The organism is Allobosea sp. GW823-FHT01F03 (assembly GCF_058798075.1).
The window spans coordinates 2,329,387-2,340,653 of record NZ_CM179505.1; the positions used below are offsets into that span (position 1 = coordinate 2,329,387).

Consider the following 11,267-nt stretch of genomic DNA (forward strand, 5'->3'; position numbering starts at 1 on the left):
AAGGAAGGACGCATCCAATGCGCGTTTATTACGACCGTGACGCCGACATCAATCTGATCAAGGGCAAGAAGGTCTGCATCGTCGGCTACGGCTCGCAGGGCCATGCGCACGCGCTCAACCTGCGCGATTCCGGCGTCAAGGAGATCATCATCGCCCTGAAGGCCGGCTCGGCCACCCGCAAGAAGGCCGAGGATGCCGGCTTCAAGGTCATGACCCCGTCCGAGGCCGCCAAGGTCTCCGACATCATGATGATGCTGACCCCCGACGAGCTGCAGGGCGACATCTATCGCGACGAGCTGCATGGCAACATGAAGGAGGGCGCCGCCCTTCTGTTCGCGCACGGCCTCAACGTCCATTTCAACCTGATCGAGCCGCGCAAGGACCTCGACGTGCTGATGGTCGCCCCGAAGGGCCCCGGCCACACCGTCCGTTCCGAGTATCAGCGCGGCGGCGGCGTGCCGACCCTGATCGCCATCCACCAGGACGCGACCGGCAACGCTCATGACCTCGGCCTCTCCTACGCCTCGGCCAATGGCGGCGGCCGCGCCGGCATCATCGAGACCACCTTCAAGGAAGAGTGCGAGACCGACCTGTTCGGTGAGCAGGTCGTGCTCTGCGGCGGCCTGGTCGAGCTGATCAAGGCTGGCTACGAGACCCTGACCGAGGCCGGCTACGCCCCGGAAATGGCCTATTTCGAGTGCCTGCACGAAGTGAAGCTGATCGTCGACCTGATCTATGAGGGCGGCATCGCGAACATGAACTACTCGATCTCGAACACCGCCGAGTATGGCGAGTACGTCACCGGCCCGCGGATCATCACCGACGAGACCAAGGCCGAGATGAAGCGCGTGCTGGCCGACATCCAGTCGGGCAAGTTCACCCGCGACTGGATGCTGGAGAACAAGGTCAACCAGACCTCGTTCAAGGCGACCCGCGCCCGCTATGCCGCGCATCCGATCGAGGAAGTCGGCGCCAAGCTCCGCGACATGATGCCGTGGATCAAGGCCAAGGCCCTGGTCGACAAGACCAAGAACTGATCCGGAGGAGGGTGGCGGGGCCGATCGCGGCTTCGTCTCCAGCCCATGGAAAATCAGGAACGGGCGCCCGCGAGGGCGCCCGTTTTACGTTTCGGGAGCGTCTCTGGAACCGGGCTGCCTCGCCGGCGTTGATGCTGCAGTCACAACAGCAGGAGCGTCCGATGATCCACGAGGAGACGCTGACGCAGCGGGCCGCCAGGCACGGCCGCCGACACCACCATGCGGGCCATGGGAGTTCCCATGCCGCGCATCCGATCTCGCGGCAGGAGCGGCTTTTTCTCGCTCTGCTCGGCGGCTGTCTCGGGCTCACCCTGCTCGCCAGCGCGATGCTGCAGCTGGTGAACGGCTGAACGCGCCCCGGCTGATCGCGGCCTGAGAAAAGAAGCGGAGATACGGCGAACGAAACGGCTTTCAACAGATGGAGGCGACCATGGAACCGGTGAGAACGCTGCATGAGTCACATGGCCTTCAACTCGGCCTTTCGCATCTGGCGCTGGGTGCCTCTTTCGCCCTGCTCCTGCTGATCGTGATCGGTCTGCTGTAGAAGGCCAATTCTCAGGTATCGGAGAAGCAGGAGGCCGGCCGCTTTCGCAGCGGCCGGCCTCGCTCAGTTTCAGAAAGTGATCTTGTCCTTGATGTCGGCCTCGACATTGGCCGGCAGGACGTTGCGCTTCACCAGATCGTCGAAATTCTTGAACTTCGCCTTGGCGCGCTCCTCGATGATCTTCTTCGAGCGGGCCTCGCCAATGCCCTTCAGCGTGTCGAGCTCGGCGGCGCTGGCGGTGTTGATGTTGATCTTCTTGGCCTGGGCCTGCGTCGCGGCGGGCGCTGCGGGTTTCGCGGCCGGAGCGGCGGGTGTCGTCATCGGGGCCGCCGGCTTGGCCGGGGTCGCAGGTTGGGTCGCGGTCTGCGCGAGGGCCGGGCCGGCGGCGAGGGCGAGCGCGGCGAGGCCGATGGCGAAGCGGGAGATGGTCATGGCATGGACTCCTGTTAAGTCCTGCCCGGAGGATTTCGAGCCGCGCGGATGCCGGGCCTTCCGCGCCGCCGCGTCGGTTGCGAACCGGGGGCCGGTTTCGACGCGATGGCCGGACTTTCGGCCGGCCAGCCTGAACGCGATCTGAGGGGGTCGTTCAGCTGGCGTTGTGTTTCGGCGGAACGTCTCGGAGGGGCGCCGTCGCTATTTGCCGGTGAACTGCATCATCATCTCCGTCGCGCGTCCGGCGCCATAGAGCAGGCCGAAGCCCCAGGCGAAGGAGGCGACGAAATTGGCGAGCTGGAAGAGCCAGAACGGCATCTGCACGATGCCGGCGACCAGCGCGATCACCGCCCGCACGGGCCCGACGAAGTGGCCGATGATGATGCCGAGAAAACCCCATTTCTCGAAGAAGTCGTGGCCCTTGCGCAGCAGATTGGGATTGTCGCGCAGCGGCCAGTAGTCGTCGACACGCGGGCCGAGCCGGAGGCCGACCCAATAGGACAGCCAGAAGCCGAAGGCCGCGCCGAGCGAGGCGGCGAACGAAAGCGGGATCAGGTCGAGGCCGGAGGCGCCGGCGACCGCGCCGAAGGCGGTGAAGAAGAGCGTGGCCGGCACCAGCCAGGAAAAGATCGCGACACATTCGGCGAAGGCGACAAAGAAGACGATCGGCAGCGCCCATTGCTGGTTGGTGCGCATGAACTCGACGAGAGCCTGAATCCATAGGTCGAGTTGCGCGGTCACCGGCCGGTCTCCTTCGAGGGAATGCAGCGATACAACAGAAGCTTCGGCGTTTCGCTAGCTGGCCGGCGTTAAAAAACTGCCGCGGCGCTCTGCTATCGTACGGGTTGCCTTCGCCGGATGATCGCCTACTCTCGCCGCCGACGGGAAAAATCGACCGGGGCAGCCGGTGCCTGCAAGGCGCGGCGCTGTACTCGGCGGGGGAAACGACACTGATGCAGTCTGAAGACAGCCCGCCGGGTGCGGCGGGCGCGGGGAGTGCCGCCTCGGCACCAGCGGTCCGCCTGAGCGGGCTGGACATCACCTTCCATCTCAAGGGCGGGACGCGCTACCAGGCGGTGAAGGCGATCGACCTCAGCGTCGCCAGCGGCGAGTTCGTCTCGGTGGTCGGACCGACCGGCTGCGGCAAGTCGACCCTGCTCAACGCCGCTGCCGGGCTGCTGACCCCCTCCGCCGGCAAGGTCGACATCTTCGGCAAGTCGCTCGTCGGGCTCAACCGGCGCGCCGGCTATCTCTTCCAACAGGACGCGCTGATGCCGTGGAAGACGGCGCTCGACAACGTCAAGGTGGCGCTGGAGCCGATGGGCGTCTCCGACGCCGAAGCCGACAAGCGGGCCCGCGACTGGCTGGCCCGCGTCGGCCTGCGCGCCTTCACCGAGCGCTACCCGCACATGTTGTCGGGAGGCCAGCGCAAGCGCGTGGCGCTGGCGCAGATGCTGATCCGCGACCCCGAGATCCTCTTGATGGACGAGCCGTTCGGCCCGCTCGATGCGCAGACCCGCCAGATCATGGGCAACCTCCTGCTCGACCTCTGGTCGCGGGATCGCAAGGCGCTGATCTTCGTCACCCACGATCTCGAGGAGGCGATCGCGCTTTCCGACCGGGTCGTGGTGATGTCGGCCGGCCCTGCCGCCGGCATCGTCGCCGACTACAAGGTGCCGCTGCCGCGGCCGCGCGACATCGCCGAGATCAGGCTGGAGAAGGCCTTCCATGAGATCCATCGCGACATCTGGTCGTCGCTGAGGATCGAGGTGCAGAAAGCCTATGCCATGGGCGAGGGCAAGGAACTGGTCGGGGAGGGAAACCCGTGAGCCGACTCAAGCTGCTCTTGCTGCAGATCCTGGTGATGGTCGTCGTCCTGGCGATCTGGCACGTGATCAGCAATTTCCCGATCTTCGGCGACGTCAAGACGATCCGCTTCTTCTTTTCGACGCCGTTCGACGTGCTGGCGCGGACCTGGAAGCAGCTCACCGGCGCCGAGATCTACTGGCATCTCAGCATCACCCTGACCGAGACCGTGCTCGCCTTCGTCATCGGCTCGGCCGCCGGCGTCTTCTTCGGCTTCGCCTTCGCCAGGAATGCGCTGCTGGCGGCGGTGTTCGATCCCTATATCAAGGCGGCGAACGCCCTGCCGCGCGTCGTGCTGGCGCCGATCTTCGCGCTCTGGTTCGGGCTCGGCATCTGGTCGAAGGTGGCGCTCGGCTTCACGCTGGTGTTCTTCATCGTCTTCTTCAACGTCTACCAGGGCGTGAAGGAGGTCTCACCGACCGTGCTCGCCAATGCCCGCATGCTCGGCATGAACGAGCGCCAGCTCTTCCGCCATGTCTATTGGCCCTCGGCCCTGACCTGGATGTTCTCCTCCCTGCACACCTCGGTCGGCTTCGCGCTGGTCGGCGCGGTGGTCGGCGAATATCTCGGCTCCTCGGCCGGGCTCGGCTACAAGATCCACGAGGCCGAGAGCGTCTTCGACGTCACCGGGGTGTTCTCGGGCATGCTGATCCTGGCGCTGTTCGTGATCCTGATCGACTCGCTGGTGACCATGGTCGAGAACCGGCTCCTGGTCTGGCGCCCCGGGCAGAGTTCGACGACGACCTGAACGGAGACGGAGGCGAGACGAAGGGCCGGTGGCCTTCGGGAATTGCACGCTGCGTGACCGCGGCCTAGGTTTTGGACAAGGGGCGGGGTCGCAAAAAGCTCCGGCCGGACAAGAAGATTTGGCAGGGAAGGAAACCAAATGAACCGCAGACATCTGATCGCTGCCGGCCTGGCACTGGCGGTATTCTCCACGCCGGCCTTCGCCCAGAACGCCGAGAAGCCGAAGCTGACGCTCGGCGTCGGCGGCAAGCCGCTGCTCTATTATCTGCCGCTGACGGTGGCCGAGAAGAAGGGCTACTTCAAGGAGCAGGGGCTCGACGTCGAGATCAATGATTTCGGCGGCGGTGCCAAGTCGCTGCAGGCCCTGGTCGGCGGCTCGGTCGACGTCGTCACCGGCGCGTATGAGCATACCATCCGGATGCAGGCCAAGGGCCAGGACATCCGCGCGGTGATCGAACTCGGCCGCTTCCCGGGCATCGTCATCGCGGCGCGCAAGGACCTGGCCGGCAAGGTCAAGTCGGCCGCCGATTTCAAGGGCCTGAAGATCGGCGTCACCGCGCCGGGGTCCTCGACGGCGCTGACCGCGCAATACGCCATGGTCAAGGCCGGGCTGAAGGCGACGGATGCGCCGATCATCGGTGTCGGCGGTGGCGCCAGCGCGGTCGCGGCGATGAAGCAGGGACAGGTCGACCTGATCTCGCATCTCGACCCGGTGATCTCCAAGCTGGAGGCCGATGGCGACATCACGACGCTGATCGATACGCGCACCGAGGCCGGCACGAAGGGCCTGTTCGGCGGCGCCAATCCGGCCGCGGTGCTCTATCTCAAGGCCGACTTCGCCGAGAAGAACCCGGTGACCACGCAGAAGCTGGTCAACGCGCTGATGAAGTCGCTGAAATGGCTGGAGACGGCTAAGCCCGAGGACGTCGCCGATCTCGTCCCGGCCGAATACCATCTCGGCGACAAGCCGCTCTATCTGCGCGCGGTCAAGAACTCGCTGGAGAGCTATTCGCGCACCGGCATCTCGACGCCTGATGCGATGAAGAGCATGTATGATTCGCTCAAGCTGCTCGATCCCGAGCTGGCGAAGTCGGATGTCGACCTGAACAAGACCTTCATCGACAGCTTCGCCAAGAAGGCCGGGGCGGGTTCCTGATCCGATAGGCATCGTCACCGGCGGCGAGCGGGAAGTCGCTTGCCGCCGGTCACGCGATGCTTTCAATAGGGAAGAAGCTCTCCCTTCGGCGACGCAGGTCGCCGCTCCAGGTGATATTTGAACAGCGGCACGCGGTTTCTCGATGGTGGCGGCGCGATGGCGGCGGCCATCGCAGCTCATGACTGGACGACGACGCTCGGGCCGCCGGAGAACTGGCCCGCCGCATTGCGGGTGGCGGTCGGGATGATGGTCAATTCGCATTTCCCGAAATGCATCGTCTGGGGTCCCGACCTCATCACCATCTACAACGACGCCTTCCGGCCGATCCTGGGGGATAAGCCGCCGGCGCTCGGCAAGCCGTTCAGCGAGGTCTGGGCCGAGGTCTGGCCGCAGATCGGTCCACTGGTCGAAAAGGCCTATGCTGGCGAGGCGACTTTCATCGAGGATTTCCCGCTCGTCATCGACCGTTATGGTCATCCCGAGCGCGCCTGGTTCACCTTCTGCTACAGCCCGATCCGCGACGAGAACGGCGCTGTCCTCGGGATGATCGATACGGTCGTCGAGACCACCGCCAAGATGCAGTCGGAGCGCAATTCGCGCCTGCTCAACGCCGAGCTGGCTCACCGGATGAAGAATGTGCTGGCGATGATCGGTGCGGTCGCCAACCAGACCTTCCGCTCGGCGAGCTCGCTCGACGAGGCGCAGGTAACCTTCGGCGAGCGGGTCGCCGCGCTCGGCGAAGCGCATACGATCCTGACCCAGTCGAGCTGGAGCGGCGCGCCGATCCGCGCGGTGATCGAAGGCGCCCTGGCGCCGCACCGCATCGCTGCAGGGCGCGTCCTGCTCAGCGGCCCGGCCCTGGAGCTCGGGGCCAAGCAGTCCCTGACGCTGGCGCTGGCGATCAACGAACTCGCGACCAATGCCATCAAATACGGTGCACTGTCGGGTGAGGGCGGCCAGGTCGCGATCTCCTGGCGAATCGGTTCGCCGGAAAGCGAGGAGCTTTTCGCCTTCGGGTGGAGCGAGAGCGGCGGGCCACCGGTGAATGCGCCGGCACGCAAGGGCTTCGGGTCGCGGCTGCTCGAGCGGGTGGTGGCGCTGGATTTCCAGGGCAGGGTCTCGCTGGATTATCGGCAGGAGGGCCTGCGCTACGCGCTGGAGACGACGATGTCGGCGATCGCAAATGCCGAGCCGGTCCACGCGAACTGAGCGGGTGGCAGCGCTGTCCCGGCGCCGGACCCGGAACTGGACTCTCCGCGGCGCTCGGAGCAGAGTATCGTCCTGACGTTTGGGAATGTGCCATGGGCGAGCACGCCGCCGTCGCCGAACTGATCAGAAGCGCTTACGCGGCCCGCCATCGCGGCGACCTCGATGAGCTGATGGGCTATTTCCACGAGCAGTGCAGCTATCGCCTCGCGGGCGGCCCCACCGCTTCCGACGTCTTCGTCCAGCCGCAGGGGCATGCCGCCGTACGTGCGCAGATGGCCGCGCTGATCGCCACCTATGTCTTCAGCAACATCGAGGAGCTCGCGCTGATGGTCGACGGCGATCGGGCAACGCTGCACTGGCGGGCCGATGTCCGATGCCTGCCGAGCGGCCGCACCGGCTCCTTCGAGATCATCGACCTGTTCACTTTCGCCGACGGCAAGCTGACCAGCGTGACGCAGTTCACCGACACGGCCGGCGTGGCCAGATTGTCGGCGTGAGGGGCGTGCAGGCACCCGCAAGATCGCTTTCGATTTGCGACGGGGCCGGGGAAGGCGCTAGACCATGCCCTCCTGCCACGAACCTGTCGTGCCCATGAACATCCTCTCGATCCAGTCGCATGTCGCCTATGGCCATGTCGGCAACGCCTCCGCCGCCTTCTGCATGCAGCGCCTCGGCGTCGAGGTCTGGCCGATCCATACCGTGCAGTTCTCGAACCATACCGGCTACGGCGACTGGAAGGGCCGGGTCTTCGATGGCGGCATGATCGACGAGGTGGTCGAGGGAATCGCCGAGCGCGGCGTGCTGCCCACCTGCGATGGCGTGCTCTCCGGCTATATGGGCTCGGCCGATATCGGCCATGCCATCCTCTCGGCCGTCGAGCGCGTGCGGGTCGCCAATCCCAAGGCGATGTATTGCTGCGATCCGGTGATCGGCGATGTCGGGCGCGGCATCTTCGTGCGGCCGGGGATTCCCGAATTCATGCGCGAGCAGGCGGTGCCGGCCGCCGATATCGTGACCCCGAACCAGTTCGAGCTGGAATTGCTGACCGATGTCGAGGTTCGCAATATCGGCGACGCCCACCGTGCCGTCGAGGCGCTGCGCGATGCCGGGCCGAAGGTCGTGCTGGTCACCTCGCTGATCACCGACGAGACACCGGACGATGCGATCGACCTGATGGCCGCCGATGCGCAGGGGGCGTTCCGGGTGCGCACGCCGAAGATCGACATCAGCGTCAACGGCGCCGGCGATGCCATCGCGGCCTTGTTCTATGTCCACTATCTGCGCGACGGCTCGGCGGCGAGCGCGCTCGCCAAGGCCTCGTCCTCGATCTACGGGCTGCTCAAGCGCACCAAGGATGCCGGCTCGCGCGAGATCCTGACAGTCGCGGCGCAGGACGAGTTCGTGGCGCCCTCGCACCAGTTCACGCCCGAGGCGGTCTGAACGCATGCGGCTTCGCCTCGGCACCTTCAACGTCGAGAACCTGCTGACGCGCCACCGCTTCGAGGCTGGCGGCCGCACCGAGACGGCGGCGGCGATGTCCTTGTTCAATTTCCCGCGTGCCGATGAGCGCGATGCGGTCGAGCGTTCGCTCGCGGTCGCGCTGGAAGACGACAAGCGCCAGATGACGGCGCTCGCCCTCGCCGAGGCCAATGCCGATCTCTGGATGCTGCAGGAGGTCGATTCGCTCGCCAGCCTGCAGGCCTTCTTCGCCAACTATGTCCATCGCATCGCCGATCACCGCTATGGGCATTTCACGCTGATCGACGGCAATGACCGCCGCAGCATCGATATCGGCTTCGCCGCCCGGCGCGACCTGTTGGCGCCCTCGCAGGTTTCGGTCCACTCCTATCGCGAGCTCAGCTTCGCCGAGGCCGGGGCCTTTTCGCCGGCGGTCGCGGCTTTCGGCATCCGCCCGGGCGATCGGGTCTTCGCGCGCGATTGCCTGGTGATCGCGCTCGATTTCGGCGACCGCGAACTGACCCTGTTCGGCTGCCATTTCAAGTCGATGAACAATGGCCGCGACGATGGCAGGCAAGCGACGCTGCCGATCCGCCGGGCTGAAGCGCTGGCGGTGCGGCGCCTCGTGCAGGAGCGTTTCGGCGCCGGCTGGCGGCAGGCGAATTGGGCGATCCTCGGCGATCTCAACGGCTATCGCATCGGGCTCGGGCCTTTGGCGGAGCCGGTCGACGAGGGCGATAGCGGTCTCGAGCCGCTGCTGGAGGATTTCGCCGTCGATCCGATGACGAGCCTGCCCGAGCATGAGCGCTGGACGCATTTCCGGCGCTACTGGTCGGACGCGCAGCAGAAGCTGCTCGAGAGCCACATGCCGCTCGACCATATCCTGCTGTCGCCGGCCTTGGCCGCGGCCAATCCGAAGCCCGTCATCCAGCTGATCCGGCGCGGCCTGCCTTATCGTGTGCCGCTCGACCCGCGCGAGGCCGATCGTTCGATGGGCAAGCTGGCCCTGACCAATGATCGCTATCCGCGCGTCGGCTGGGATCGGCCCAAGGCCTCGGATCATTGTCCCCTGACGATCGAGCTGACGATCCCGAAAGCCCAAGGAAGGTCATGATGCAGCGCCGCTTCGTCACGCTCGACGTCTTCGCTGCTCGCCCGCATGCCGGCAATCCGCTGGCGGTCGTGCTCGACGCCGACGGACTCGACGTCGCGGCGATGCAGGCGATCGCGCGCGAGTTCAATCTTTCGGAGACGGTCTTCGTCCTGCCGCCGACCGATCCTGCGCACCGGGCTGCGCTGCGCATCTTCACGCCGGAGCGCGAGCTGCCCTTCGCCGGACATCCGACCGTCGGCACCGCGGTGCTGCTGGCCCTGCGTGACGCTGCCGAGGGCCGACCCGCGGCGCTGCTCGTTCTGGAGGAGAAGGTCGGTGTCGTGCCCTGCGCCGTGGGCTGCGGTACGGCGCGCTCGGGCTACGCCACCTTCACCTTGCCGCGCCTGCCGGAGGAGGTCGAGTCGGCCGCGGCCCTGCCGCTGCTCGCCGGAGCGCTGGGGCTCGACCGGCGCGATATCGGCTTCGACGCGCATGTGCCCAGTGTGTTCTCGGCCGGGCTCGGCTTCACATTGGTGCCGGTGGCGACCCGCAAGGCGCTCGCGGAAATCCGCCTCGATACCAGCCTCTGGTCGCAGGCGATGCGACCGGTGGGCCAAGAGAACGCCTTCGCCTATTGCCGCGAGACGGCCGAAGCGGGCCATCATTTCCATGCGCGCATGTTCGCACCAGGCATGGGGGTCGTCGAGGATCCGGCCACCGGCTCGGCCGTCGCTGCATTCGCAGGGGCGGTGATGCGCTTCGAGAGGCCGGGGGATGGCGAGCATCGCCTGGTGATCGAGCAGGGCTATGAGATCGGCCGACCCTCGCAGATCGAGCTCGGGTTGACGGTCGTCGACGGCACGCTGGTCTCGGCGACGATCGGCGGGATGGCGGTGGTGATGAGCGAGGGACAGCTGCTGTGAGGAGACCGGGGCGGTGAACGGCGTCGAGGATGGCAATATTATCGCGCTCCGGGGGGTCGAAGCCCGGGTAGAGCCCTATGAATGGAGCTTCGCCAGCGAGCGAGCCGCCGAGATCGCCGAGCATTGGCGCAGTCTGAGCGCGGACAAGCCGGCGATGTTCAATGGCCGCGTCCTGCTGCAGCATCGCGGCGCGATCGAGGACGGGGTCTTCCATGCCGGCTATTTCGGTGCCGATTATGCGGCGCTCCTGGCCTGGCGGAGCTTCGGACTGCCGCCTCCGGCGGTCCGTAACGGTTTCGGCATGGCGGCGCTGCGCGCGGCCGATGGCGGCTTCCTCCTCGGCCGGATGGGCGAGCACACCGCCAATGCCGGCAAGGTCTACTTCGCGGCCGGCACGCCCGATGCGGACGACATCCTGCCCGATGGCACGCTCGATCTCGCCGGCAGCGTCACCCGCGAGCTCTGCGAGGAGACCGGGCTTTCGCTTGACGAGATCGCGGTGGCGGAGAGCTGGGACGCGGTGATCGTGCCCGGCCGCGTCGCCTTCATGCGCCCGGTTCGGATCGATCTGCCGGCCGAGGCGGCACGGGCGCTGATCTTGGAGCGCATCGCCGCGCAGCAGGAGCCGGAGCTCGCCGACATGGTGATCGTCCGCGAACTGGCCGATTGCGGCGAGCATGACATGCCCCCCTTCATGATCGCCTATCTCGCCCATATCTTCGGGCGGGACTGATCCGCCCTGGGAGGCGCGGCCCTGCCGCGCCCGGGCGAGCTTTCCTTTCGATCGATGCAGAAGCGCTGA

Annotated in this window: 13 protein-coding genes; 11 read left to right on the forward strand and 2 right to left on the reverse strand. The window is 66.4% G+C overall.

From position 1 onward, the window contains the following. The first annotated feature begins 17 nt into the window (after window positions 1-17). Both ilvC and AC3RCC_RS11030 read left to right on the forward strand, forming a co-directional pair. Window positions 18-1,037 (forward strand): ketol-acid reductoisomerase, encoded by a 1,020-nt coding sequence (gene ilvC / locus AC3RCC_RS11025; RefSeq protein WP_291635896.1) that lies wholly within the window; start codon window positions 18-20, stop codon window positions 1,035-1,037. 161 nt (window positions 1,038-1,198) lie between these two features. Next, the gene (locus tag AC3RCC_RS11030; RefSeq protein WP_291635898.1) at window positions 1,199-1,387 is read left to right on the forward strand and encodes a hypothetical protein; all 189 of its coding nucleotides are present in this window, start codon (window positions 1,199-1,201) and stop codon (window positions 1,385-1,387) included. 263 nt (window positions 1,388-1,650) lie between these two features. Here the strand turns inward: AC3RCC_RS11030 and AC3RCC_RS11035 are convergent, their stop codons facing one another. Together AC3RCC_RS11035 and AC3RCC_RS11040 are read right to left on the reverse strand one after the other, a co-directional pair. Further along, complete coding sequence (locus AC3RCC_RS11035; RefSeq protein ID WP_492258432.1) at window positions 1,651-2,013, reverse strand: ComEA family DNA-binding protein; 363 nt, start codon at window positions 2,011-2,013, stop codon at window positions 1,651-1,653. A 201-nt stretch (window positions 2,014-2,214) separates the two neighbouring features. Next, window positions 2,215-2,754: a DedA family protein gene (locus AC3RCC_RS11040; RefSeq protein ID WP_291635902.1), complete on the reverse strand. Its 540-nt coding sequence runs from the start codon at window positions 2,752-2,754 to the stop codon at window positions 2,215-2,217. A gap of 212 nt (window positions 2,755-2,966) precedes the next feature. On the opposite strand from AC3RCC_RS11040, the gene AC3RCC_RS11045 reads away from it, so the two are divergent. The 9 genes from AC3RCC_RS11045 (at window position 2,967) to AC3RCC_RS11085 (ending at window position 11,198) form a co-directional block, all read left to right on the forward strand. Beyond that, complete coding sequence (locus AC3RCC_RS11045) at window positions 2,967-3,842, forward strand: ABC transporter ATP-binding protein (RefSeq protein WP_492258433.1); 876 nt, start codon at window positions 2,967-2,969, stop codon at window positions 3,840-3,842. After that, entirely contained in the window at window positions 3,839-4,627 is a 789-nt protein-coding gene (locus AC3RCC_RS11050; RefSeq protein WP_291635906.1) for an ABC transporter permease, read from the forward strand. Before AC3RCC_RS11045 ends, AC3RCC_RS11050 begins: the two co-directional genes overlap by 4 nt. 138 nt (window positions 4,628-4,765) lie before the next feature. Next, window positions 4,766-5,782 (forward strand): ABC transporter substrate-binding protein, encoded by a 1,017-nt coding sequence (locus AC3RCC_RS11055; protein WP_492258434.1) that lies wholly within the window; start codon window positions 4,766-4,768, stop codon window positions 5,780-5,782. A 156-nt stretch (window positions 5,783-5,938) separates the two neighbouring features. Beyond that, window positions 5,939-6,991 carry a sensor histidine kinase gene (locus AC3RCC_RS11060; protein ID WP_492258435.1) on the forward strand — a complete coding sequence of 351 codons (1,053 nt, stop codon included), beginning with the start codon at window positions 5,939-5,941 and terminating at the stop codon, window positions 6,989-6,991. 92 nt (window positions 6,992-7,083) lie between these two features. After that, the gene (locus AC3RCC_RS11065; protein ID WP_492258436.1) at window positions 7,084-7,488 is read left to right on the forward strand and encodes a nuclear transport factor 2 family protein; all 405 of its coding nucleotides are present in this window, start codon (window positions 7,084-7,086) and stop codon (window positions 7,486-7,488) included. 94 nt (window positions 7,489-7,582) lie between these two features. After that, window positions 7,583-8,431: a pyridoxal kinase PdxY gene (gene pdxY / locus AC3RCC_RS11070; protein WP_291647044.1), complete on the forward strand. Its 849-nt coding sequence runs from the start codon at window positions 7,583-7,585 to the stop codon at window positions 8,429-8,431. A gap of 4 nt (window positions 8,432-8,435) precedes the next feature. Then, the gene (locus AC3RCC_RS11075) at window positions 8,436-9,563 is read left to right on the forward strand and encodes an endonuclease/exonuclease/phosphatase family protein (protein WP_291635913.1); all 1,128 of its coding nucleotides are present in this window, start codon (window positions 8,436-8,438) and stop codon (window positions 9,561-9,563) included. Further along, window positions 9,560-10,465 (forward strand): PhzF family phenazine biosynthesis protein, encoded by a 906-nt coding sequence (locus tag AC3RCC_RS11080; RefSeq protein WP_492258437.1) that lies wholly within the window; start codon window positions 9,560-9,562, stop codon window positions 10,463-10,465. The genes AC3RCC_RS11075 and AC3RCC_RS11080 overlap by 4 nt, the downstream gene beginning before the upstream one ends. Before the next feature lie 13 nt (window positions 10,466-10,478). Next, window positions 10,479-11,198: an NUDIX hydrolase gene (locus tag AC3RCC_RS11085; RefSeq protein ID WP_492258438.1), complete on the forward strand. Its 720-nt coding sequence runs from the start codon at window positions 10,479-10,481 to the stop codon at window positions 11,196-11,198. Window positions 11,199-11,267: the final 69 nt, after the last annotated feature.

Excerpts from the sequence above, each read along its gene's own strand:
- AC3RCC_RS11075 (WP_291635913.1), top strand. The coding sequence starts at position 8,436 with ATGCGGCTTCGCCTCGGCACCTTCAACGTCGAGAACCTGCTGACGCGC.
- AC3RCC_RS11055 (WP_492258434.1), top strand. The coding sequence starts at position 4,766 with ATGAACCGCAGACATCTGATCGCTGCCGGCCTGGCACTGGCGGTATTC.
- AC3RCC_RS11065 (WP_492258436.1), top strand. The coding sequence starts at position 7,084 with ATGGGCGAGCACGCCGCCGTCGCCGAACTGATCAGAAGCGCTTACGCG.
- AC3RCC_RS11060 (WP_492258435.1), top strand. The coding sequence starts at position 5,939 with ATGGCGGCGGCCATCGCAGCTCATGACTGGACGACGACGCTCGGGCCG.
- ilvC (WP_291635896.1), top strand. The coding sequence starts at position 18 with ATGCGCGTTTATTACGACCGTGACGCCGACATCAATCTGATCAAGGGC.
- AC3RCC_RS11045 (WP_492258433.1), top strand. The coding sequence starts at position 2,967 with ATGCAGTCTGAAGACAGCCCGCCGGGTGCGGCGGGCGCGGGGAGTGCC.
- AC3RCC_RS11030 (WP_291635898.1), top strand. The coding sequence starts at position 1,199 with ATGATCCACGAGGAGACGCTGACGCAGCGGGCCGCCAGGCACGGCCGC.
- AC3RCC_RS11035 (WP_492258432.1), bottom strand. The coding sequence starts at position 2,013 with ATGACCATCTCCCGCTTCGCCATCGGCCTCGCCGCGCTCGCCCTCGCC.
- pdxY (WP_291647044.1), top strand. The coding sequence starts at position 7,583 with ATGAACATCCTCTCGATCCAGTCGCATGTCGCCTATGGCCATGTCGGC.
- AC3RCC_RS11080 (WP_492258437.1), top strand. The coding sequence starts at position 9,560 with ATGATGCAGCGCCGCTTCGTCACGCTCGACGTCTTCGCTGCTCGCCCG.